This window comes from Clostridium beijerinckii, from assembly GCF_036699995.1.
In the GTDB taxonomy this organism is placed as follows: Bacteria; Bacillota; Clostridia; order Clostridiales; family Clostridiaceae; genus Clostridium; species Clostridium helianthi.
Window position 1 is genome coordinate 930001 of the sequence record NZ_CP144906.1, and the last position, 25713, is coordinate 955713.

The following is a 25713-nucleotide window of genomic DNA, read 5'->3' on the forward strand; positions in this document are numbered from 1 at the left end:
GGCTAGCGTCGGAAAATGTGAGTAGTGGAGGTAGAGCACTGAATAGGCTAGGGGGCATAGCGCTTACCGAACCTTATCAAACTCCGAATGCCACATACTATCAGTCCGGCAGTCAGACTATGAAAGATAAGTTCCATGGTCAAAAGGGAAACAGCCCAGATCGTCAGCTAAGGTCCCAAAGTGTAAGTTAAGTGGAAAAGGATGTGGGATTTCTAAGACAACTAGGATGTTGGCTTAGAAGCAGCCACTCATTAAAAGAGTGCGTAATAGCTCACTAGTCAAGAGATCCTGCGCCGAAAATGTCCGGGGCTCAAACTTACCACCGAAGCTACGGGTTCACGTTTTACGTGAGCGGTAGAGGAGCGTCGTAATCGGGCTGAAGTCGTACCGTAAGGAGCGGTGGACTGATTACGAGTGAGAATGTTGGCATTAGTAGCGAGATGTAGGCGAGAATCCTACAGGCCGAATATCTAAGGTTTCCTGAGTAAAGTTTGTCTTCTCAGGGTTAGTCGGGACCTAAGGCGAGGCCGAAAGGCGTAGTCGATGGACAATTGGTTGATATTCCAATACCACTATAATCGTTATTATCGATGGTGTGACGGAGAAGGATAGGATGTGCTAGCTATTGGATGCTAGTCTAAGCGTTTAGGGAGTTGGGATTGGCAAATCCGTTCCAACAATTCTGAGGCGTGATGGGGAAGGTTCTACGGAACCGAAGTATCTGATTCCATGCTTCCAAGAAAAGCATCTAGAGAGAGAAGTAGTGCCCGTACCGCAAACCGACACAGGTAGATGAGGAGAGAATCCTAAGGCCGACGGAAGAATTGCAGTTAAGGAACTAGGCAAATTGACCCCGTAACTTCGGGAGAAGGGGTGCCTGAGAAATCAGGCCGCAGAGAATAGGCACAAGCAACTGTTTAACAAAAACACAGGTCTCTGCTAAAGCGAAAGCTGATGTATAGGGGCTGACGCCTGCCCGGTGCTGGAAGGTTAAGGGGAACACTTAGCGAAATATCGCGAAGGTGTGAACTTAAGCCCCAGTAAACGGCGGCCGTAACTATAACGGTCCTAAGGTAGCGAAATTCCTTGTCAGGTAAGTTCTGACCCGCACGAATGGCGTAATGACTTGTGCACTGTCTCAACTGCAAATCCGGCGAAGTTGTAGTGCGAGTGAAGATGCTCGCTACCCGCGATTGGACGGAAAGACCCCGTAGAGCTTTACTGTAGCTTAGCATTGAATTTCGGTATTGTCTGTACAGGATAGGTGGGAGACTGGGAAACTAGGGCGTCAGCCTTGGTGGAGTCGTTGTTGGGATACCACCCTGATAGTATTGAAGTTCTAACTGGATGCCATGAAACTGGTGACAGGACATTGTTAGGTGGGCAGTTTGACTGGGGCGGTCGCCTCCTAAAATGTAACGGAGGCGCCCAAAGGTTCCCTCAGAACGGTCGGAAATCGTTCGAAGAGTGTAAAGGCAGAAGGGAGCCTGACTGCGACACCTACAAGTGGAGCAGGGACGAAAGTCGGGCTTAGTGATCCGGTGGTACCTCGTGGGAGGGCCATCGCTCAACGGATAAAAGCTACCTCGGGGATAACAGGCTGATCTCCCCCAAGAGTTCACATCGACGGGGAGGTTTGGCACCTCGATGTCGGCTCGTCGCATCCTGGGGCTGAAGTAGGTCCCAAGGGTTGGGCTGTTCGCCCATTAAAGCGGCACGCGAGCTGGGTTCAGAACGTCGTGAGACAGTTCGGTCCCTATCCGTCGCGGGCGTAGGAAATTTGAGAGGAGCTGTCCTTAGTACGAGAGGACCGGGATGGACTGACCTATGGTGTACCAGTTGTTTCGCCAGAAGCATAGCTGGGTAGCTAAGTCGGGAAGGGATAAACGCTGAAAGCATCTAAGTGTGAAGCCCACCTCAAGATGAGATTTCCCATAGCATAAGCTAGTAAGACCCCTTGAAGACTACAAGGTTGATAGGTCAGAGGTGTAAGTATGGTAACATATTTAGCTGACTGATACTAATAGGTCGAGGGCTTGACCAATATAGTCAAGTTGTAATATACATTAAAGAAACTGTGTGCAATTTTGAAAGAACAAAGTTTTTTCAAAAAGGAATAATTACAGTAATAGATTAATGTAATTGTAGTATAAGCGTAAACTAAGAGTCTTTTTTCAAAGGAAACTCGACTCACATTCGTTCGCTGAGTACTAATTTACACGAATAAGGAATACAAATCGCAAAAGTGATTTGCATAAGTTCGTTCGACCAAATTATAGATTTGGGAACTCACTTAATCTCGTGATGATGGCATAGAGGTAACACTCCTTCCCATTCCGAACAGGAAAGTTAAGGTCTATAGCGCCGATGGTACTGCATGGGAGACTGTGTGGCAGAGTAGGACGTTGCGAGGTAAGCAAAAAAGATAGTTGTAATAACTATCTTTTTTTATTTATTATCATAAAATATTTTAAATAATTAAATTATTGTATAGAACATTTTAATTGTTCTATATGTCCTGTAACCTTAACCTTCCTATAAATCTTTGATATAATCCCATTTTCATCTATTACGAATGTACTTCTTTCAATACCTATGGATTTCTTCCCAAACATATTTTTTTCCTTTAATACGCCGTAGAGATTACATACCTCCTCTTTTTCATCTGAAAGAAGAATGAAGGGCAATTTATATTTTGCAATAAATTTATCATGAGACGTTAGAGAATCTCTGCTTATACCTAAAATAACAGCATTTTTCATTTCAAAATCATCCAAACCATTTTTAAAATCTTGTGCTTCTTGTGAACAGCCAGGAGTATTATCTTTAGGATAAAAATACAAGATGACTTTTTTATTTAAATAATCACTTAATTTATGTTCTTTTTTATCAGATCCTACTAATGTAAAATCAGGAGCTTTCATTCCTTCTTCTAAAGTTAAACTTTCCATTTTAATACCTCCATGTCTTTTATAATAATTATTATCTATCAAGATTAAATATTTGTAAAGTAGAAAAGAAATATTGCGACTGGGTTTATTTAGAATATATAACTGGGAATTCTAGATAAAATAACTAATTGATAAAAAATAGATGCAAAATTTAAAATACTGTTGACATATATAACAATAAAATGTATACTTTATATCATAGTAAACAACTAAGAATAATATAATATAATAATTTTTATCAAGAAAGGCGGAGGGACTGGCCCTATGATGCCTAGCAACCTGAATTAAAAATCTATTTTAATTTAAGGTGCTAATTCCTGCAGATATTTTATCTGAAAGATAAGAATGTACATATTTTTTTGCTACTTTCTTATCTAGAAAGTAGCTCTTTTATTATCTAAATGTCTAATTATTTGTATATTTCTCTAGGATCGTGATAAAAATCAAATTCAAAGCTAAATATAATATCTAGAAAATTAGGGTAACGTACAAATCATAGTAAATATATTAAAAATAAAAATTATATAAAATGGGGGCAACAAATTATGAGTAATCAAGAAAGAAAATTAAAATTTGAAACACTTCAACTTCATGTAGGGCAAGAACAACCTGATTCAGCAACAGATTCTAGAGCAGTGCCAATTTACCAAACAACTTCATATGTATTTAAAAATTCTGCACATGCAGCAGCAAGATTTGGACTAGCTGATGCTGGAAATATATATGGTCGTTTAACAAATTCAACACAAGATGTTTTTGAAAAACGTGTTGCAGCTTTGGAAGGTGGAGTAGCAGCTCTTGCGGTAGCATCTGGAGCAGCAGCAATAACATATGCATTGCAAAATATAACTAAAGCTGGTGATCACATAGTTGCAGAAAAAACTATATATGGAGGATCTTATAATTTGTTAGCACATACGTTTCCTACAAACGGTGTTACAACAACATTTGTAGATCCATCTGACCTATCAAATTTTGAAAATGCAATTCAAGATAATACCAAAGCAATTTTAATCGAATCACTTGGAAATCCAAACTCAAATATTTTAGATGTTGAAGCATTAGCAGAAATTGCACATAAGCATAAAATACCACTAATAGTGGACAATACATTTGGAACACCATACTTATTTAGACCGATTGAACATGGAGCAGATATAGTTGTTCATTCAGCAACTAAATTTATTGGGGGGCATGGTACATCATTAGGTGGAGTTATTGTGGACTCAGGAAAGTTTGACTGGATAGGTTCAGGAAAGTTCCCACAATTATCAGAAGCAGATCCAAGTTATCATGGAATTAAGTTCGCAGAAGCAGTTGGGGCTGCCGCATATGTGACAAGAATTCGTGCTATTTTATTAAGAGATACGGGTGCATGCATAAGTCCATTTAATGCATTTATATTATTACAAGGTTTAGAAACTCTTTCACTTAGAGTTGAACGTCATGTTGAGAATGCTTTAAAAGTTGTAGAATTTTTAAAGAATCATCCAAAGGTTGAAAGTGTTAATCATCCATCGCTACCAGAGAGCGCTGATAATGCTTTATATAAAAAATATTTCCCTAAGGGAGCAGGTTCTATATTCACATTTGAAATTAAGGGTGGAGCAAAGGAAGCACAGGAATTTATTGATAAACTACAAATATTCTCACTACTTGCAAATGTAGCTGATGTTAAATCATTAGTAATTCACCCAGCTAGTACAACACATTCTCAAATGAATGAAACTGAACTAGCAGAGTCAGGAATTAAACCAAATACAATCCGTCTTTCAATAGGAACAGAACATATTGATGATATAATTTATGACTTATCTCAAGCATTTGAAAGTTAGGAATCATTTAGTTAATAAAAAAAATAATTATTCAACTTAGTTCTAAGAAAAAGTTTTTGGTTAGTTACTTAAGAGGCAGAAGGCAAACAGTCAATATGAGAGTTTGCCTTCTATTTTTCTTTGGAGTGATAAATTCATGATAGTAATTAATATGGTGTAAAATACAATATTATGAGAACAATATAGAATTATTAGTTATAATTTAAATGTTTTATTCTATAGTCGCTAGGATACACACCTACATTAGATTTAAATACTCTGCTAAAATAGAAGGCATCTTTATAACCAATTAATTCACCCACCTTTTTTATTTCCAAGTCAGGCTGATTAATTAAAAGCTGTTTGGCTTCATTAATGCGAATTCTAGTTATATATTTTATAGGAGTTACTCCAGTATATTTTTTAAAAATCTTACTTATATATTCATTTGTAAATCCAAATTTCTCAGAAATTTCAGTTATTGATGTTACGGAGGCATAGTTGCTAAGCAAATAATTTTCAAGTAGTTGGCTTAAGCTTTCGGGTTTCAGGCTGTGATGATCAATTGAAAATGAAGAGAATTCTTTATTTTCAGATTCAAGCATAACAAGAATGCTTTGTAAAGCAGTGCTAAGTTCCTCTATTTTTACTGGTTTTAATAAAAAATCTTTTACACCATATTTTAATGCAGTCTGAGCATATTTAAAATCATTGTATCCACTTAATACTATAGTCTTTATATGAGGATGATTTTTGTAGAGATATTTAATTAATTCTAATCCATCGTATTGAGGCATTCTTATATCAGTAATAACTAGAGATGGACATTGTTGTTCTATGAGAGGAATGGCAATTTCTCCATTGCTAGCTTCACCTACTAATTCAAAAGGAATAGATAAAGAATTAATTTTTTTTATTATATTTTGTCTTATAAGATGTTCATCTTCAACAACAATAAGTTTATAGGTGTGTGTATTGTTCATAAAAATCCTCCTTATTTAGATGTACGGGCCCACCGATTATAAAAATTGTTTTATTTTTTTGAGAATTATCAATCGAAAATATAGCTTCAGTACCATATAAAAGTTGTAATCTTAGATATACATTTTTAAGTCCCATTCCACCAATTCCTAATGATTTTAGTTCTTTAGTTCTGTTTAAATTATAGAGATTAGATAATAATTTCTCTTTATCTTGATCACTTAAACAACCACCATTATCTTCGATATATATAAGCCACTTTTGATCATTTGTTATAGAAGATTTGATATCTAAAATCCAAGGTGGTGAGGAGCTAAATCCATATTTAAAAGCATTTTCTACTATAGGTTGTATTATTAGTTTAGGAATTAAAATGTTCTTTGTTGATTCATCAATATTTGAAGTATAAATAAAGTCACTTCCATATCGCATTTTCATACATTCAATGTACTTTTCCGTATATGATATTTCTAAAGATAAAGGAACAGCAGTTTCATCGCATGTTGTAATATAACGGAAATAATCACACAATGCATGGCATATATTAATTATTTCGTTATTCATATCTTCTTCAGCCATGATACTTATATTTGTTAAACTGTTATATAAAAAGTGTGGATTAATAAGAGATTGGGTCGCTTGTAGTTTTGCACGAGTTTCTTCTGATTTTAATAATAAAATTTCATGAGAAGAATCTCTTAATTTTTCATACATATCACAAAACGATTGATAGAGCTCAGAAATTTCAAGTATATTACTATTAATTGGAACCAATAGAGTTTCATTTTCATTTAATACTCTGTCTATAGTTACCATCTTTGTAGAATTGGTTAAAGTACTTAAAGGTTGAGTTAATCTACTTGAAATCATAAAACACAAAAATAGTGTAAAAATGATTGAAATTATAGCTATAATAATAAAACCTTCTTTAAAAGAGTGCAAGGATCTGAAAACAACTTCCTTAGGTTCAACAGCAATGATTGTCCAATTATATGAATCGACTTTTTGATACGACATCAGCACATCATGCTTGCTATCTATATTAATAAAATACCCAACTGATGGACTTAAATTGTGTTCTTGTATAGTATTAGTATAATTTATATTATCTTCTGGGGCAGATGAATAGGGGTAAACTAACTCATTATGTTCATTATATATATAGAATGATGTTGAAGGGTTTTTTTGCTTTAACTCTGAAATTAGAGAGAATATAGTGTTGCAATCTTGTACTACTTCAACAATACCTTCTGGTTCATTATTTCGATTAAAGAATACACGTGAAAGTGAAAGATAATGGTGGTTTGACATATTTTCAATTTTAATAGGAGAGTATGATAATTTATCAGTAAGAAAAATATTTTTTTCACCATTTTTATCTAATGTATCCTTATACCATGGTACAGTATTCAAATCCACATTGATTACTCCTTGAAAGAAACCTGATCCTATACATATTCCATTTTGTGTATAAAGATTAACTTGGCTGGCAGATTGAAAGGGTCCGATTATAGCAGTAATAATATCATATATAGCTAAAAAGTTTTCTCTAGATTGGGTAAAATGTTCGAGATTTATTGTATCTGTGTTATTATGCGTAAAACTAGTAAAATTCTTTTTTATAGCATTCGAGTAGACAATATTCATGGATATTGTGGACATATTATTTAATTCGGTTGATACTGATTTATGAATAGAGGCACTGATAGTTTCAGATTTTGTTTTTGCTGTTTTATAAATATTATCACTATAAAAGTAATAAAAACAAAGAAAGAATAAAAACAATAATAAGGCTACTAGTAACCCATAAATAGAAAATAAGTATGTCTTTTGAGAATAACGTAATTTATAATTCATTATAATCCTCCTCTCCAAAACACATTATATAATAATGTTCAAAAAAGTGCAAAACGGAGTTCTTTTTTATCTATGTCTAATTAATATACTTAGTGATATTATAAGCATGTAGCCAATGTAAAGCATATCAGAAATGTGCACTAAATATTTATATTAATGGGGGTATAGTTAATGAGTAAACGTTTATTAAAATTAGTCAGTACGGTTTGTATGACAGTATTGATAGGGAGTGCTTTTGTAGGGTGTGGAAGCAGCAGTGGAGATGGAAGTAAAAGTGCATCGGGAAGTGGAGATTCAGTTACATTAACATTTGGATCTCATCAATCTGGTCTTCCAACATCTGGAGTTGTACAGGATTTGGCAAAGGATTTTGAAAAAGAAACAGGAATTAAAATTGATTTTCAAATTTCTCCAGATGCTCAATGGCGTGATTTACTTAAAGTAAAGTTGGATTCTGGTGAAGCACCAGATATTTTCTGCGCGGATGCCGATCCTTTAAATCTAGTAACAAGAGTTAATCCTGAAAAATATGTATTAGATGTATCAAGTGAAGAATGGGTAAAGAGAATGGACCCTAATGTTCTTCCTTCAATCTCATACAATAGCAAAGTTTATGGCATTACCTTCCCAGGTAAAAAAATGTATTTCTATGTTTACAATAAAGAGATATTTGAAAAATTAGGTTTGAAAATACCAACTAATTATCAAGAATTCAAAAATGTATGTCAAAAAATAAAAGATTCAGGAGTTACTCCAATTTATGAAGGAACTCAAAATGGATGGCATCAAGTGCTTCCATTATTTGAAACAGGAGCAATGTATCAACAAAAGCATCCAGACTTATATAATAAGCTTAATAAAAATGAAGTTGATTTAGATTCTATACCTGAATTACAAACTATAATCAATGAATTAAAAGAATGTGCTGATTTAGGGTTTTATGGAGATAATTACTTAAGTAATTCAGTAGAAAATGCAAAAGAAGCAATGGCAAAAGGAAAAGCTGCAATGTTTATAGCAGAATCAGCATGGAGAAATGAAGTGAAGTCGGATTTCCCTGATTTTGACGTTAATAAGTTAGGTATATTTGCAATGCCTTGGGGAGATAACCAAACAATTGGTGTGAATCCTGCAAGTAATGCATATTTTATAAATAAAAATGGAAAGCATGTAGAAGAAGCAAAGAAATTCTTTGATTTCCTAGCAAGACCTGAGAATTTACAAAAGCGTTTAGATGGACAACCAGGATTATCAGAATTATGCTGGCCTGAAGTAAAATCAAAATATTCAAAAGAGGACCAAGCATACATTGATTCATTGCAAAAAGGAATGGTTATGCAAGCTGGTGTTAAATATATTGACAGCCAATGGATGGATATTGGAAAAGACTTAGAGGCTATGTATAGTGGTTCATCAACTCCAAAGCAAGTATTAGAAACAATTATGAATAGAAGAACAGAACAAGCTAAATTGCAAAAAGATCCTGATTGGGATAAATAATTACGGTTATATGAAAATAAGGTTTCTCCTTTTGAAACCTTATTTTATTAAAATGGAGGGATTTGAATGGACAGAAAAAAATTATATCCGTGGTACTTTACAAGCGGGGCTCTATTAATATTTTTCTTACTTTGCTTTTTACCAGGAATTATAGGTATATTTTATTCATTTACAGATTGGAACAATTTTACCGACAAGATCAATTTCATAGGATTCAAAAATTATGCTGAAGTATTTAAGGGGAAACCGGAATACCGTGCATATTTGTGGAATACGGTATTATTTACTACAGTTACAACAATCATGAAAACTGTAGTTGGGCTAGCTTTAGCTCTACTATTAACACAAAAATTTATCAAACTAAAAAACTTTCATAGAATGGTTATCTTTTCTCCTCAAGTAATGTCTTATTTAGTAGTAGGACTTGTTTTCAAAAGTATGCTACATCCAGATACAGGATTTGTAAATAATTTTCTTAAATCTGTAGGAATGGATTTCTTGGCTATGAACTGGCTGACTGATTTAAAAATTGTTTTTGCAACTGTCATGTCTGTAGATACTTGGAAAGGTATGGGGTACATAATGGTTGTAATTATTGCAGGATTGATGTCTATTTCTCCTGATTATTATGAAGCGGCAAATATTGATGGTGCTAGTTTCTGGCAAAAGTTCCGTTTAATAACCTTGCCATTATTAAAACCAATTATTATAAATGTAACAATATTAAATGTAACATATGGATTTAGAGTATTTGATATGATTTATTCATTAACAAATGGAGGGCCAGGTAATGCAACAGGGGTAATTAACACAGCAGTGTATAAGGAATTTTCTAAAGGAAATTATGCAATGGGTACTACATTATCGAGTATATTATTCTTTGGATTATTGCTATTAGTATATTTCATTATTAAATCCATGGAAAATAAGGAGGTAGATGCATAATGGTCACTTTAAAGAAGTCAATTGGAAGTGTAGCAGCCAATATAGTAACAATTTTTATAAGTTTATTAGTACTAATACCAATGGTAGTTTTATTTCTTAATTCTTTTAAGACTCAAGGTGAATCCAATAAAATGTCCCTTTCTCTGCCTAAAGAATGGGTATTTGCAAACTATAAAACAGTAATAGAACAGGGAAAATTGGTCTCATCGTTTTTTAACAGCCTTTTATATGCTACTTGTAGTGTTTTAATAATTGTAATTGTAGTAGCAGCAGCAGCGTTTGTTATTGCAAGAAATCGTAAAGGTATTAATAATTTTATATACTACTTTATCCTTTCGGGTATAGCTATACCTATTAACAATGTTGCGTTAATGAAAGTTTTGCAAGCATTAAATCTTGTAAATACCAGGTTAGGTATTATTCTTGTTTATGCAGCAATAAACATTCCTCTTAGCCTATTTTTATCATATGGATTTATCTCAACAATACCTAGAGAGATTGATGAAGCAGCTGTTATTGATGGATGTGGACCAATTAGATTATTTATAAAAATAATACTTCCATTATTAAAACCCATTATTTCAACTTTATTTGTTTTGAATTTTATGGTTGTTTGGAATGACTTTACAATGCCTTTATATTATTTAAATAATTCTGCAAAATGGCCAATGACATTAGCTGTTTATAATTTCTTCGGAGCATTTGAAAATTCATGGAATTTAGTTAGTGCTGATATAATACTAACATTGTTACCTGTATTAGTTATATTTATATTAGGGCAAAAGTATATTGTTGGTGGTGTTTCAGCAGGGTCTGTAAAAGGCTAATAGAACAGGAATGTTATAGTTAGATAATTTAGCATAGTTTAAATAGAAAGAATAAATAAAAGAATAGAATTTATAAAGTTCCTAAAGACGAAAGCTTATTTTAGGAAACAGAGTAGGAGCGTGTATTAATATGAAATTTAGCAATGGATGCTGGCTAGACAAGCCAGGATATCAGATGTTTAGCCCTCAAGAAGTTTATAGTACTAAAATAGAAGAGGATGTTGTAACTCTTTATGCACCATGTAATAAGATAAACCAACGAGGAGATACATTAAAAGGGCCAGTTATAACATATAAAATCTCTTCGCCAATGAAAAATGTAATAAGAGTTAGAGCATATCATTTTATGGGACAACAAAAAAAGTCTCCAAACTTTGAAATTTATAAAGATGAGGAGGTTAATATTTTAATAGAAGAAAATGAAAAAAATATAATATTTAAATCAGGAGATCTTAAAGCTGTAATAGATAAAGATGTATTTCAAATGAGATTTTATAGAGGGGATAAAAAGTTAACGTCTAGTATGCCAAGAGGACTAGCATATGTTAATACTGCTGAAGAAAGAGTCTTTATGAAGGTTCCAGAAGAAGGAATCTTCATGAAGGAAGAATTACAATTATCTGTAGGGGAATTGGTTTATGGACTTGGAGAAAGGTTTACTCCTCTAGTAAAGAATGGCCAAAGCATAGATATATGGAATGAAGATGGAGGAACAAGTACAGAGCAGTCATATAAAAACATACCATTTTATATTACTAATAAAGGATATGGAGTATTTGTAAATCATCCTGAAAGGGTATCTTTTGAAGTTGGTTCAGAAAAAGTCACTAAAGTTCAATTCAGTGTTCCAGGAGAATATCTAGATTACTTTATAATTGGTGGAGAATCAATGAAAGAAGTAGTTGAAAATTATACAACACTAACAGGTAAACCAGCACTTCCACCAGCGTGGTCATTTGGATTATGGTTAACAACATCTTTCACTACAAATTATGATGAAGAAACGGTTAATAGTTTTGTTGATGGCATGGCGGATAGAGATCTGCCACTTAGAGTATTTCACTTTGATTGCTTTTGGATGAAAGATTTTAATTGGTGTAATTTTGAATGGGATAGCAGAGTATTCCCAGATCCAAAGGGAATGCTTACAAGATTAAAGGAAAAAGGATTAAAAATATGTGTTTGGATAAATCCATATATTGCTCAAGAGTCAAAGTTATTTGATGAAGGCATGGAACACGGATATTTGATAAAAAAACCTAATGGTGATGTGTGGCAATGGGATTTATGGCAGCCTGCAATGGGAATTGTAGATTTTACAAATCCAGATGCATGCAAATGGTATTCAGGTAAGCTTAAAGAATTAATTGATATGGGAGTAGACTGCTTTAAGACTGATTTTGGTGAACGTATACCAACAGAGGTTAAATATTTCGATGGATCAGATCCATATAAAATGCACAATTATTATACTCAAATATATAATAAGGTGGTATTTGAGACTTTAAAAGAAAATTTAGGAGACGATGAGGCAGCAGTATTTGCAAGATCAGCTACTGTTGGAGGACAACAATTCCCAGTACATTGGGGAGGAGACTGTGAAGCGAACTATGAATCAATGGCAGAAAGTTTAAGAGGTGGATTATCTCTTTGCATGTCGGGCTTTGGATTCTGGAGCCACGATATAGGAGGTTTTGAGAGTACTGCAACAGCTGATGTATATAAGAGATGGGTTGCCTTTGGATTATTATCTTCCCATAGCAGGTTACATGGAAGCAGTTCGTATAGAGTACCATGGCTTTATGATGAAGAAGCTTGTGATGTAGTTAGATTTTTTACTAAGCTTAAGTGCAGCATAATGCCATATTTATATAACATAGCTAATGATGCATCAAAAAGAGGGATACCAACTATGAGAGCTATGATGTTAGAATTCCAAGGTGATTTAGCTTGTAATTACCTGGATAAACAATATATGCTTGGAGATTCTATCTTAGTTGCACCTATCTTTAATGAAGAAGGAGAAGCAAATTACTATTTACCAGAAGGAATGTGGACTAACTTCATAAGCGGAAAGAAATATAAGGGTGGAAGATGGATTAGAGAAAGACATGATTACTTAAGTGTACCTATGATGGTTAAAGAAAATAGTTTGATTGCCGTTGGAAATGAAAGTTCTAAGCCGGACTACAATTATAGAGATAATGTATCAATTTTGGCCTACGAATTGAAAGAAAATAAGAAAACAGTCACAAGTGTCGTAGACATGAAAGGTAACAAAGTTCTTGAAGTGGAAGTCACCAAAAATGAAAAAAATATTATTATTGAATCTAAAGGTACTGAAGGAGAATGGTCTTTAGTGCTAAAGAAATTTTCTAATATAGAAAATGTTGATAATGGAGTACTTATTCAGCAAGGAGAGGATACAATAATTAAATTTACAGATGGAAATTGCAAATGTAATTGTAAAATAGAGTTTAGCATGTAACAATTTTAATATAAAGCGCATGTAGTATATGTAAGAATCTAGAAGGTAAACTAAATTTATTATTAGTTAACTTCTAGATTTTTATTATATAATGAATATTTTATAACCTATAATTGATATTATAATGGTATATAATAAAATTAGGAAAAAATATAAATGCAGACTTGGAGTGAATATTTATGGAATTAAATTGGAGTTTAAAAGAAGTATATCCATCTTTTGATAGTGATGAATTTAAACAAGACTTAAATAAATTAACAGATATTATTGAAGAAATCAATAAATGGGCATTAGAAGCTACTAAAAATAAAGATAACTTAGTAGAAAAATTAGAAGAATATATAAATAAATTTACAAAAGTAACAGACTTATCTAGTAGAATTAGTATTTTTATAAATCTAAGCTTAAGCGTAAATACAAAGGATAAGAATGCATTGAGGTATTCAGATATTTTAGAAAAGAAATTAACAAATCTAATTGGAAGTTCAGTTAAATTTGAAAGATATATTAGTAGCATAGATGGTCTGGATGAAATAATAAGTAAGTCTAAACTACTTAAGGAACATGAATTTATGTTAAAAAATATAGTTGAACAAAGTCAATATTTGCTCAGTGATAAGGAGGAAAGTATAATTGCTAATATGAAAAATACAGGCTCAAATGCCTGGGTGAAACTTAAGGACAATTTGATTTCCACATTATTAGTAGAAATTGAAGAAGATAATGAAATTAAGCAGATACCATTAACAATGGTTTTAAATATGGCCTATGATAAGGATGCAACTGTAAGAAAAAAAGCATATGAAGCAGAAATAAAATCTTATAAAAAAGTAGAAGAAGGTGTAGCTGCAGCATTAAATGGAATAAAGGGTGAAGTGTTAACAGTTTGTGATTTTAGGGGATATAAATCTCCACTTGAAAAGACACTCATGGATTCAAGAATGAGTGAAGAGTCTTTAGAGGCAATGTTTTTAGCTATGAAAGAAAGCCTTCCGGTATTTAGAAAATACTTGAGAAGAAAAGGTGAAATGTTAGGTCATAAAAACGGACTACCATTTTATGATTTATATGCACCTGTTTGTGAAGCAGATATGAAGTTTACATACGAAGAAGGTACTAAATTTGTTGAAAAAAACTTCAGAACATTTAGTGACAACCTAGGAGATTTTGCAAGGAAAGCAATTGATAATCATTGGATAGATGTGAAACCAAAGGAAGGAAAGGTAGGTGGGGCTTTTTGCGAGAATCTACATTTCAATGGAGAGAGTAGAATACTCCTAAACTATGGGGATAATTTTGGAGATGTAGTAACTCTTGCCCATGAATTAGGTCACGGTTTTCACGGAGAGTGTTTAAATAATGAGACTACGTTAAATTCAGATTATCCAATGCCGATAGCAGAAACAGCATCTACATTTTGTGAAACAATAATAAAAAAGGCAGCAATAAAAGATGCTCCTAAGAATGAAGCTTTAGCAATCCTTGAAACTGAAATTAGCGATTGCACCCAAGTTATTGTTGATATATACTCTAGATTCCTATTTGAAAAATCATTTTTCGAAGCTAGAAAAGGAAGTTCTCTAAATGTTGAGGAAATAAAGGATCTTATGCTGAATGCTCAAAGAGAAGCATATGGAGATGGATTAGACCCTGATTTTTTACACCCATACATGTGGACTTGGAAACCTCATTATTATGATGCAGAGTATAATTATTATAATTTTCCTTATGCGTTTGGACTATTATTTGCAAAAGGATTATATGCTGAATATTTAAAAAAAGGAAGAGCTTTTTCAAAGGATTATGAAAAATTGCTTTCAATCACAGGAAAAAATAAAATAGCCGATGTAGCAAAAGTTATGGGCATAGATATAAATGATACAGAATTCTGGAGAAATTCTTTAAAAACTATAGAAGATGATATAGAAGAATTTATAGACCTTAGCAATAGATAAAAGAAGGTTTGTGAAATTATCCATCAAATAAATATATATTTATTTGATGGATAATAGATATAGTAGGGGTAGAGGAGTAATTTTAGATGAAGATATTTTATAATACATCGACTGGTAACTCATTGTATGTAGCAAAAATGATAAAAGAAAGTTTTAAAGATTGCGAATTAGTATCTATGAGTAGGGCGTTAAAAGAAAATAAGTTTGATATTTGTGAAGATATTATTGGATTTATATATCCAATTCACTGTTCAGGACTACCGATTGTGGTTAATGAATTTATCTCAAAGTTAAAGATAAATCAAGATGCATATATTTTTGCAATTGGAGTTTCAGGAGGAGGAGGAGCAAATACTAGCTTTATTCAAATTAATAAATTATTAAAAAGTAATGTTAAAATAAGTAATTATTGTACCATTAGGTATATTTCTAATTATATGCGAGCTAGTAGAAATCCTACTAAAGCTAGAGCTGAGGAAACTATAAAAGAAAATGAAAGTAAGATAGTCGATTTTATAGAGTCAGTGAAGAGAAGAGATACTAAAGAAATTAACTTTAAAGCTGGAATTGGAAATTTAGCATATAAGATATGGAAAGATTTTTATAAAAATAAAGACAAAAACTTTAATGTAAATGAGAAATGTATTAGCTGCAATATGTGCAAGAAAGTTTGTCCTGTAGATAATATTTTGATGGAAAATAATAGACCAAAATGGTTAGGAAAATGCACAGACTGTATGGCTTGTATAAATATATGCCCTAAAGAAGCAATAAATATAGGAAAGTCTACAATTAAAAAGAACAGATATTTAAATCCATATATAAAGAGAGAGGAATTAATATAGAGATATAAGATAAAAAAATAATCTTGATAAAATATCTTTAGTATAAAACAAGGGCTATACTTTATGTCCTTTGAATCACATTAAATATTATAAAGTACAAAAAAATAATATAAAAAAATCCCAAAAACGATAACATAAATGTAATAATATGGTAAAATGTTTGTATAAATAATATATGAATGGGGTTGTCAAGTAATGGGTTTTTTTAAAAAAGATGATATTCAAGAAAAAGAAGTTCAAGTAACTAATGAAACTAAAATTGAAAATTTAGGGATTGATAAAAGAATTTCTAAAAAGAAAAATTTATCGCTTTTTGATGTAGATACGATTCAGTATGTAATTAAAAATTTTCCATCCATGTCCATTGAAATTCAAAGTGGTCTGAGCAACTTGGCAAGCATACTAGAAAATACAATAGACCACATTGAAGATAAATCAAGTGAAATAATTAAAAAAGATAGAGATTTTAAATTAAGTAAAGCTCATAGAGATACGTCTATAGCTATATATAGTGTTGTTGAAAACATAAATGAATATGTTAAATGGATGCAAGATGAATATGAGAAAAATATACAATCTGATAAAGAAAGTATTTGTAAGGTTAGCAAGGATTTAATAGAAATTAAGAAAGAAGCGTCTATAGATAAAGAAAAACAAGAATTAAAAAATTTCTTAATTAATGAAGATGCTATTGAAATATATAAAGATTTTTCATTAAAAGAACCTAAAGCAATAAAGTTGGATAGTAATGTTATAGAAGTTGAAAATTGGGACGACTTACTTGTTAAAACAGCTGAGGTACTTACAAAACAGTATAAAAAAAATAAAAATAGTAATAAATCTATGAAGCAAATTAAACCAGTTGAAAAAAAATCTCCACAAAATTCTTTTAGGGATACTGTTATAGATATGTTAACAGAATATAAGATAAATTTTGATGAATTTAAAGTTATAGTGAAGTGAGATATGTAGAGTAATTCTTGTATTTCAAATAAATCAGCTTACGTGTAAAGAAATATTTGCATTTTAAGCTGATTTTTTATATAGTTAAATAATAATAAAAATATTGACAATGAATATTATAAAAAGTACAATATGATTATAAAAGATTGAGTTAAATTTAATTTATAAAAATTTAATTTTTGTTATGAATAGTAAATATAAAAAAAGTTTAAAATAGCTAGAGATATGTTTAAAAAAGCTTTAGTTTAATTTATAAGATGGAGGAATAAAGTATGAAAATAGTAGATACTAATGAATTTAAAAATGAAATAGAGAGTGGAGTTACAGTTGTAGATTTCTTTGCAACTTGGTGTGGACCTTGTAAAATGTTATCTCCAGTGCTTGAAGGATTAGCAGGCGAAATGGAAGGAAAGGCTAAATTTATTAAAGTTGATATAGATCAAAGTTTAGACTTAGCAAATGAGTTTCAAATTTCAAGCGTTCCAACAATGATAATATTCAAAGATGGACAAAAAGCAGAGCAACTTATAGGATTTTTACCAAAAGAAAAAATTCAACAAGCAATTGAAAGTAATCTATAAAATATTTTCTACATTAAAAAACATAGTGCAATATTAAAATGTACTATGTTTTAATTTTAAAAAAATAAGTTGAGTAAAATTTAATTTTATAAAGTTTACTTTTTAAGCATAATTATGTAAGGAGAGATAATCATGAATTTTTATAGTTTTTCTGCAAATAAAATGAATGGTCAAGAAGTAAAAATGGAAGAATATAAAGGAAAAGTAGTTTTAATAGTAAATACTGCGAGTAAGTGTGGATTTACACCACAATTTGAAGAGTTAGAAGATATTTATAAGGAATATAAAGATCAGGGATTAGAAATATTAGGTTTTCCATGCAATCAGTTTGCTAAACAAGATCCATCTAGCAATGAGGAAATAAATTCGTTTTGCAAATTAAATTATGGAGTTACTTTCACTATGTTTGAGAAAATTGATGTAAATGGAACCAGTGCACATCCGCTATATGAATTCTTGAAAAATAAAAAAAGAGGATTCTTTAATAAGGAGATAAAATGGAATTTTACTAAGTTTTTAGTTAATAAAGATGGAGAAGTTATAGGGAGATATTCTCCAACAACAAAGCCATTAAAAATTAAAGAAGATATTATAAATTTGTTAAATGCTTAAATTATTTCATTTTTGAAATAGACATTAAGTGGTGCAGAAGATATATTATAATTATATAGTTTAAATAAGATAGTTTATAATAGAAATAGGTTTATAATTAAATGTACGTAAATGGAGGAAAAAAAGATGAGCGAAAGATATGATATAGCAATAATAGGAAGTGGACCTGCAGGTTTGTCAGCTGCATTGAATGCAAGAATAAGAAAAAAGAATTTTATAATATTTGGGAATAAGGAACTTACTAGTAAGCTTGCAAAAGCTCATGAAATAAATAATTATCTAGGTTTTTATAAAAAAAGCGGTAAAGAATTGCAAGAAGAGTTTAATAAACATTTAGAAGAAATGGATATAAATATAACTGAAGAGCGAATTAATAATGTATATGCAATGGGAGACTATTTTGCTTTAATGGTAAATGAAAAAATGTATGAAGCTACATCGGTAATATTAGCAACAGGTGTTGAGTATGGAAAATTATTTGACGGAGAAGAAAGACTTCTTGGAAAAGGAGTAGGATATTGTGCAACTTGTGATGCCCCGTTATATAGAGGAAAAGTAGTTACAATAGTTTCTTATAATAAGCATGAGGAAGAAGAGGCTAATTTTATTGCATCAATAGCATCTAAAGTAAATTACATTCCTATGTATAAGGAAAAAGTTGAGGTAGATCCTTCTATAGAAATTATAAATGATACACCAGTTGGAATTATAGGAGAGGATAAAGTAAGCAAGCTGAAGTTAAAGAATTCAGAAATTGAAACAGATGGTATTTTTATACTTAGAGATAGTATTTCTCCAGGGCAATTAGTACCAGGATTAAAGATAGTTGATAACCATATTGAGGTAGATAGATTAATGAGAACGAGTATTAAAGGATGTTTCGCAGCTGGCGATATTGTTGGAAAGCCATATCAATATATAAAGTCAGCTGGAGAAGGCAATATAGCAGCTTTATCGGCAGTAAGTTATGTAGATTCTGTTTCTAAAAAATAGTAAAGTTATAGAAATAAGAGATGTTATCTATAATATTGCATCTAACTAAGCTTTATGTATTGGACGAAAAGTGCTATATTAAAATTGACATGCTAAAGCAAAAAAGTTAAACTTACTTTGGTTTGTTAAAATTAAATTTATATAAATGATATGGCGGTTATAGGAGAATGAATTATGAATAAATCAAAAAAATATGAAAGTATCAAATTAGACAATCAAGTTTGCTTTTCTTTATATGCAGCATCAAGGGAAATAATAAAATTATATAAACCAATTTTAGATAAATTCAATCTAACATATACACAATATATTGCAATGCTTGTATTATGGGAAGATGAAAAGAGTACGGTTAAGGATATAGGACGAAGATTGCACTTAGATTCTGGTACATTGACGCCACTATTAAAGAAGATTGAAGGAATGGGACTAATAACAAGATATAGAGACACAAATGATGATAGAGTAGTAATTGTTGAATTAACTGAAAAAGGAAGACTTCTAAAGGATGACATATTAGAAGTACCACGTCAAATAGTATGTAAAGCTAACATATCAACTGAAAGTGCTATTGAATTAAAAAGAAATTTAGATGAATTATTAAAATCTTTAGAGTAACTTTGACTGATTTTGTCTGCGCTTTGATTAGATATTTTTTGGAGGAATTTCTATATGGAAGATGTACTTAATAAATTAAAGGGGAATGAATTTTTTCAAGATTTAAGTGTTGAGGAAATTAGAGATCTTATTTTAAATATTGGATATAATTTAAGATCATATAAAAAGGGAGAAATTATTGCTAATGAAGAAGATGAATGCAATAGTTTAGGTTTTGTTTTAGAGGGGATAGTCGAAATTCAAAGAATATACCTTAGCGGAAAACAAATAATTCTAAAGAGACTAAGTAATGGAGATGTATTTGGTGAGGCATTAGTATTCTCAAAGAAATCAAAATATCCATCTACAGTTATAGCTTTTAGTGAATGTAATATACTTTATATAAGCAGAGCAGACATACTAAAATTATGTACAAGTGATGAAAGAGTATTAGGGAACTTTATGTCTTCATTGAGTAATAAGATATTTATGTTAAATTCAAAGATAAAAAGTATAGCTTTTAAAAGTATCAAACATAAGGTTATAAACTACATATTAGAACAGGCAAAGAGCCAAAAAAGTGAAATAGTTAAACTGAAAGAAAATAAAGAAGAAATTGCATCTTCACTAGGTATTCCTAGACCATCTTTATCAAGAGAATTAATGAATCTTAGAGATCTAAATTATATTGAGTTTGATAGAAATATAATTAAAATTTTAAATATTGAAGAGTTAGAAGCAGAATTATTTGATTAAAATGAGATATAGTGATATTTTATAAAGCAGATGTATATGTAAAAATTATTAATATAAAATAATTGTATGATTATAGAGTAGTTAAGTTAGCTTACTATCATAAATATTATTCTATTAAGTTTATAGTAAGTAATTAGGAGTTATTTATGAAAAATATTTCTGAACAACAGTTAGAGGAGTTAGAAATTTTTAATGGTGTTTCTAAAGCATCTCTAAGCAAGCTTAAGGATTTTGGAGAAGTTAAAAAGTATCAGCCTGGAAATCATCTTTTTAGAGATAAGGAAGAAGTATCTACTTTATATGTAGTATTAAGTGGAAGTATATCTCTATATAAATTGAATGAGAATGGAAATAAACGTGTAATATTCATTTTGGGTAAAGGTAAAATGATTAATGATGTTATTATACAAGATTTACCGTCGTCTATAAATTGTGAGATATTTGAAGAGTCTTACATATTAAGTTATGATAAATCTACATTTTTAAAGATTATGGAGGATGATTTTATCCTTACCAAGAATGTTATGTTCTCATTAGCTATGAAAGTAAGAAGATTGTATAGGCAGCTAAAGAATGCAACAGGTGTAGTAAGAATGGAAAAGAAACTTGCGGCAAAGCTTTGGAAACTTAGCAGAGATTATGGAGTTAAGTGTGAGGATGGAGTAACTATTAATATGAATATAAGTGTAACATATCTAGCAGATTTACTTGGTTCAAAAAGAGAAACTGTATCCAGATCACTAAAAATACTTTTGGACAATAAATTAATTAAGTATGATAATAAAAAGATTAAAGTAATTGATCAAGATAAATTATCAAAATTTTTTAAAGCACCGTGATTTATATCACGGTGCTTTATTCATAAATAACTTATAATTAATTTATAAGTAAACGTATATATGAAAGGGGAATTTATAGTATGTTTTGTGAAGAATTTAACAGTGTAATTATGGCAGCCAAGGCAAAAGTTAATTTATTAAAGACAAATAAACTAGGATATTTCATAAGTTCAATGCTTGCAGGTCTTTATGTAGGTATGGGAATTATGCTTATATTCACAATAGGAGGATTATTAGGTGGTAGTGGATCACCTGCTACAAAAATAGTCATGGGAGTATCCTTTGGAGTTGCCCTTAGTTTAGTAATTATGGCGGGATCAGAACTTTTTACAGGAAACAACTTTATTATGACAGCTGCTTCTTTAAGAAAAGAAGTAAAGTGGACAGATACTATTAACATTTGGATAGTTTGTTTTATAGGAAATTTAGTTGGTTCAATTATTGCAGGATATTTATTTTATTCTACAGGACTTACAGCTGGACCCGTTGGAGAGTTTATTGCAAAAACATCAGCAGCTAAAATGAGTGTACCATTTTTACCATTATTAGTACGTGGAATTTTTTGTAATATACTAGTTTGCTTAGCTACATGGTGTAGTTTTAAATTAAAAAGTGAATCAGCTAAGCTTATTATGATATTTTGGTGTTTATTTGCATTTATAACAGCAGGTTTTGAACATAGTGTTGCTAATATGACTCTTTTAACAATTGGATTACTTAATCCAGGAGCTGCAAGTGTAAGCGTTATGGGTTATGTGTACAACATAGGTGTAGTAACACTTGGAAATATGATTGGTGGAGCAGTATTTCTAGCATTACCTTATTATATAATTTCAAAAAAGAAGTAAAGGAGTAAGCTGATGGGATATAAATTAAGCAAAAATGATATTAATAAAGTATTCGAAGATTTATCAAAAGAATATGTAGTATATGCACCAAAATTATTTGAAGGTGAAGGTACTTTTTCTGATACTGATAGAGTACGTTATGGCGAAATAAAAACAATAGATGATATAGTTTTTAATCAAAAGGCTCAATATTCATATAAAGAAGTATTACTTCCTATATCTCAAACACTTTTCTATTTCACAGAAGATTCCATAAAGGAAGCAGATGCTCCTAAAAAAGGTGCTATCATTTTCTTAAGAAGCTGTGACTTACACGCGGTAAAACGTATGGATGATATTTATTTAAGAAATGGACAAGAAGATTATTATTATAAGAGAATAAGAGAAAATGCAAAGTTTATTTTAATGGGATGTGAAAACTCATTTGAAAATTGTTTTTGTGTAAGTATGGAAACAAATAAAAATGATGAATATAATGCATACTTAAAAGTAGATGGCGATAATGTATACGTAGATGTTAAAGATGAGGTTTTAGAAAATCTATTTAAAGCTGATGAAACTTTAGATGTTAAACCAGACTTTGTAACAGAAAATAATGTAAAGGTTTCTATACCAGATAATCTTTCCTTAGATATTATGAAATCAGATATGTGGAAAGAATACAGTGCTCGTTGTATTGCTTGCGGAAGATGTAACTTTGTTTGTCCTACATGTACTTGTTTTACAATGCAGGATGTCTTCTATACTGATAATGGTAAAACAGGGGAAAGACGAAGAGTATGGGCATCTTGCCATGTAGATGGATATACAGATATGGCTGGAGGACATAGTTTTAGGTTAGATAAAGGACAACGTATGCGTTTTAAAGTGCTACACAAAGTATATGACTATAAAAAGAAATGGGGATATCATATGTGCGTGGGATGTGGAAGATGTGATGATATCTGCCCAGAATATATATCATTCTCTAACTGTGTGAATAAACTAAAAGAGGGTATGAAAGAGGTGGCAGACAATGAGTAAAAATGAATATATTCCTTTTTTATCGGAAATTAAAGAAGTAATTAAACATACAGAAATAGAATATACTTTTCGAATGGAGTTTAATGGTGATGTAAAACCAGGACAGTTCTTTGAAGTTTCATTACCAAAGTTTGGTGAAGCGCCTATTTCAGTAAGTGGTATTGGAGAGGGTACTGTAGACTTAACTATAAGACGTGTTGGAAAAGTAACTAATGAAATATTTAATAATTATGTTGGCGATAAATTATTTCTAAGAGGACCTTATGGTAATGGCTTTGATATTGAAAATTACAAAGGAAAAGAATTAATAGTTGTTGCAGGGGGAACAGGTCTTTCTCCAGTAAGAGGAGTTGTAGATTACTTTGCAAAAAATGCAGGTGAAGCAGAAAGTTTCACTCTAATTGCAGGATTTAAATCTCCTAATGACGTTTTATTCAAAGATGATATTAAAATATGGAAAAGTAATATAAATCTTATTCTAACTGTTGATAATGCAGAAGAGGGATACAATGGCAATGTTGGAATGGTAACAAAATATATTCCTGATTTACTAATAAAGGATATTAATAATGCAGCAGTTATTGTAGTAGGACCTCCTATTATGATGAAGTTTACTGTTGCAGAGTTTTTAAAACGTGGTATAGATGAAAATAATATTTGGATTTCACAAGAAAGAAAAATGTGTTGTGGAATAGGAAAGTGTGGACACTGTAAAATAGATGATACTTATATTTGTTTAGATGGTCCTGTTTTCAATTATTCAAAAGGCAAATTATTAATAGATTAGGAGGGGTTAGTTGTGGATTTAAATACAAAGGCAATCAAGAAAAATGCTTTTAGAGTCACTAAAAAAAGAGGGATAACTGCCTCTAGAATTAGAGTTCCTGGAGGGCATTTAGATGCAGAATTATTAGGAATGATACAAGAAATATCACAAAAGTATGGTGATGGAACTGTTCATATAACAACACGTCAAGGTTTTGAAGTACCAGGTATAAGCTTTGAGGATATGGATAAAGTAAATGAATTGTTACAACCAATTATTGAAAAATTAGAAATAAATCAAGAAATACCAGGCAAAGGATATACTGCTGCAGGAACTAGAAATGTATCAGCATGTGTTGGAAACAATGTTTGTCCGTTTGCTAATTATAATACAACTAATTTTGCAAAGAAAATAGAAAAAGCTATTTTCCCAAATGATTTACATTTTAAAATCGCATTAACAGGATGTCCTAATGATTGTATTAAAGCAAGAACACATGACTTTGGGATAATTGGAATGACAGAACCACAATATAATATTGATAGATGTGTAAGTTGCATGGCATGTGTGAAAGCTTGTAAGAAAAAATCAGTAGGAGCACTTGAAGCTATTAACTATAAAATAGTAAGAAATAAAGAAAAATGTATTGGTTGTGGTGAATGTGCAAATGCATGTCCTACAGGAGCATGGACAAGAAGCAAAGAAAAATATTATAAGTTAGTTCTTATGGGAAGATCAGGTAAGAAGAACCCTCGTCTTGCAGAAGATTTCTTAATTTGGGCTGATGAGCAAAGTATAATTAAAATAATATTAAATACTTATAAATTTGTTGAAGAATATATAGACAAAGATGCTCCAGGTGGAAAAGAGCATATTGGTTATATAATTGATAGAGTTGGATTTGAAGAATATAAAAAGTGGGCATTAAAGGATGTAGAATTCCCAGAAAAAACTATCATCAAAGAACGTATCTATTGGAGTGGAATACATTTCTGCTAGAATTAAATGTATCACAAAGAACTTAAAATGAGGAAATGAACAATCGAAATAGAATACATATATGTTCCTCAGGACTATGAAAAATCTCGCTGATAATATCTAAATGGAAGGTTGCATCACTTCTGCATGCTCCTGCGGCAAGCACAGGACAAGCAAAAGTGCAACAACCTGCCATTAAGATATTCCAACAGCTTATTTTTCAATGCCTGATCCACATATATGTATTCTATTTCTTTGTTTTGCTATTTCACAGGAAACCTAATTAAATGGATTTTATGTATATTGTATTAAAGAGCATAAATATACGTAGCTAAAGGTATTGCTAACTTGAGGAATATAGAAATATTTGTATAGATATATCAAACTTTAAATTTATATTCACAAAAAACTGGAGTAAAGACATATATTCATTTTCGGTTATTTGTAAGTAAATTTAAATTATTATAACACTACAAATATTTTTATATTTAAAATCATTACAATAACTTTAATTTATGGTGACTTAGAGTATATATGGATTCTAGGTTATTTTTATGTATTTATAAAAATAATTCCAAAAGATTTGTGAGTCGTAAC

The 25713-nt window shown here is 31.0% G+C and carries 21 protein-coding genes, 2 rRNA genes and 1 riboswitch (1 of these 24 only partly in view); of the genes, 20 read left to right on the forward strand and 3 right to left on the reverse strand.

The genetic code is table 11. The features are described from left to right. A 23S ribosomal RNA gene (locus PZA12_RS04485) occupies positions 1–2044 on the forward strand (it extends 867 nt beyond the left edge of the window). Between the two features lie 253 nt (positions 2045–2297). Continuing rightward, positions 2298–2414: ribosomal RNA gene (rrf, locus tag PZA12_RS04490) — 5S ribosomal RNA — on the forward strand. Positions 2415–2483: 69 nt separating this feature from the next. Here the strand turns inward: rrf and PZA12_RS04495 are convergent. Then, complete coding sequence (locus PZA12_RS04495; protein WP_103698774.1) at positions 2484–2951, reverse strand: peroxiredoxin; 468 nt, start codon at positions 2949–2951, stop codon at positions 2484–2486. A 232-nt stretch (positions 2952–3183) separates the two neighbouring features. Then, a riboswitch (SAM riboswitch) is annotated at positions 3184–3297 on the forward strand. Between the two features lie 199 nt (positions 3298–3496). Here PZA12_RS04495 and PZA12_RS04500 point away from each other — a divergent pair. Next, on the forward strand, positions 3497–4786 hold the full coding sequence (locus PZA12_RS04500) for an O-acetylhomoserine aminocarboxypropyltransferase/cysteine synthase family protein (RefSeq protein ID WP_078116599.1): 1290 nt from the start codon (positions 3497–3499) through the stop codon (positions 4784–4786). A 191-nt stretch (positions 4787–4977) separates the two neighbouring features. Here the strand turns inward: PZA12_RS04500 and PZA12_RS04505 are convergent, their stop codons facing one another. Further along, positions 4978–5748 carry a response regulator transcription factor gene (locus PZA12_RS04505; RefSeq protein WP_103698775.1) on the reverse strand — a complete coding sequence of 257 codons (771 nt, stop codon included), beginning with the start codon at positions 5746–5748 and terminating at the stop codon, positions 4978–4980. Next, entirely contained in the window at positions 5726–7603 is a 1878-nt protein-coding gene (locus PZA12_RS04510; protein ID WP_103698776.1) for a cache domain-containing sensor histidine kinase, read from the reverse strand. Before PZA12_RS04510 ends, PZA12_RS04505 begins: the two co-directional genes overlap by 23 nt. Positions 7604–7774: 171 nt before the next feature. Between PZA12_RS04510 and PZA12_RS04515 the strand changes: the two genes are divergently transcribed. From PZA12_RS04515 to asrC, 17 genes are all read left to right on the forward strand, one after another. Continuing rightward, positions 7775–9103 carry an ABC transporter substrate-binding protein gene (locus PZA12_RS04515; protein ID WP_026885528.1) on the forward strand — a complete coding sequence of 443 codons (1329 nt, stop codon included), beginning with the start codon at positions 7775–7777 and terminating at the stop codon, positions 9101–9103. A gap of 66 nt (positions 9104–9169) precedes the next feature. Beyond that, entirely contained in the window at positions 9170–10048 is an 879-nt protein-coding gene (locus PZA12_RS04520) for a carbohydrate ABC transporter permease (RefSeq protein WP_011968114.1), read from the forward strand. After that, complete coding sequence (locus tag PZA12_RS04525) at positions 10048–10875, forward strand: carbohydrate ABC transporter permease (protein WP_077838031.1); 828 nt, start codon at positions 10048–10050, stop codon at positions 10873–10875. The genes PZA12_RS04520 and PZA12_RS04525 overlap by 1 nt, the downstream gene beginning before the upstream one ends. Positions 10876–11005: 130 nt before the next feature. Then, positions 11006–13363: an alpha-xylosidase gene (gene yicI / locus PZA12_RS04530; RefSeq protein WP_103698777.1), complete on the forward strand. Its 2358-nt coding sequence runs from the start codon at positions 11006–11008 to the stop codon at positions 13361–13363. A gap of 179 nt (positions 13364–13542) precedes the next feature. Further along, positions 13543–15318: a M3 family oligoendopeptidase gene (locus tag PZA12_RS04535; RefSeq protein ID WP_078116595.1), complete on the forward strand. Its 1776-nt coding sequence runs from the start codon at positions 13543–13545 to the stop codon at positions 15316–15318. 86 nt (positions 15319–15404) lie between these two features. Further along, positions 15405–16163, forward strand: coding sequence for an EFR1 family ferrodoxin (locus tag PZA12_RS04540; protein WP_077842906.1), 759 nt, complete (start codon positions 15405–15407; stop codon positions 16161–16163). Between the two features lie 195 nt (positions 16164–16358). Continuing rightward, a complete protein-coding gene (locus tag PZA12_RS04545; protein ID WP_103698778.1) occupies positions 16359–17126 on the forward strand; it encodes a hypothetical protein in 768 nt (255 codons plus the stop codon). A gap of 272 nt (positions 17127–17398) precedes the next feature. After that, the gene (trxA, locus tag PZA12_RS04550) at positions 17399–17707 is read left to right on the forward strand and encodes a thioredoxin (RefSeq protein WP_077838036.1); all 309 of its coding nucleotides are present in this window, start codon (positions 17399–17401) and stop codon (positions 17705–17707) included. Between the two features lie 132 nt (positions 17708–17839). Beyond that, entirely contained in the window at positions 17840–18319 is a 480-nt protein-coding gene (locus PZA12_RS04555) for a glutathione peroxidase (protein ID WP_077842904.1), read from the forward strand. Positions 18320–18445: 126 nt separating this feature from the next. Further along, complete coding sequence (locus tag PZA12_RS04560) at positions 18446–19312, forward strand: NAD(P)/FAD-dependent oxidoreductase (protein ID WP_023974040.1); 867 nt, start codon at positions 18446–18448, stop codon at positions 19310–19312. A gap of 174 nt (positions 19313–19486) precedes the next feature. Continuing rightward, entirely contained in the window at positions 19487–19927 is a 441-nt protein-coding gene (locus tag PZA12_RS04565) for a MarR family winged helix-turn-helix transcriptional regulator (RefSeq protein WP_077838038.1), read from the forward strand. A gap of 54 nt (positions 19928–19981) precedes the next feature. Next, positions 19982–20662, forward strand: a complete 681-nt coding sequence (locus PZA12_RS04570; protein ID WP_103698779.1) for a Crp/Fnr family transcriptional regulator — start codon at positions 19982–19984, stop codon at positions 20660–20662. A gap of 146 nt (positions 20663–20808) precedes the next feature. Further along, positions 20809–21501, forward strand: coding sequence for a Crp/Fnr family transcriptional regulator (locus tag PZA12_RS04575; RefSeq protein WP_078116594.1), 693 nt, complete (start codon positions 20809–20811; stop codon positions 21499–21501). Between the two features lie 80 nt (positions 21502–21581). Then, positions 21582–22349, forward strand: a complete 768-nt coding sequence (locus PZA12_RS04580; protein WP_077838041.1) for a formate/nitrite transporter family protein — start codon at positions 21582–21584, stop codon at positions 22347–22349. 12 nt (positions 22350–22361) lie between these two features. Next, entirely contained in the window at positions 22362–23372 is a 1011-nt protein-coding gene (asrA, locus tag PZA12_RS04585) for an anaerobic sulfite reductase subunit AsrA (protein WP_103698780.1), read from the forward strand. Next, positions 23365–24159, forward strand: a complete 795-nt coding sequence (gene asrB / locus PZA12_RS04590) for an anaerobic sulfite reductase subunit AsrB (RefSeq protein ID WP_103698781.1) — start codon at positions 23365–23367, stop codon at positions 24157–24159. Before asrA ends, asrB begins: the two co-directional genes overlap by 8 nt. 12 nt (positions 24160–24171) lie before the next feature. Further along, a complete protein-coding gene (gene asrC, locus PZA12_RS04595) occupies positions 24172–25137 on the forward strand; it encodes a sulfite reductase subunit C (protein ID WP_017211747.1) in 966 nt (321 codons plus the stop codon). Positions 25138–25713: the final 576 nt, after the last annotated feature.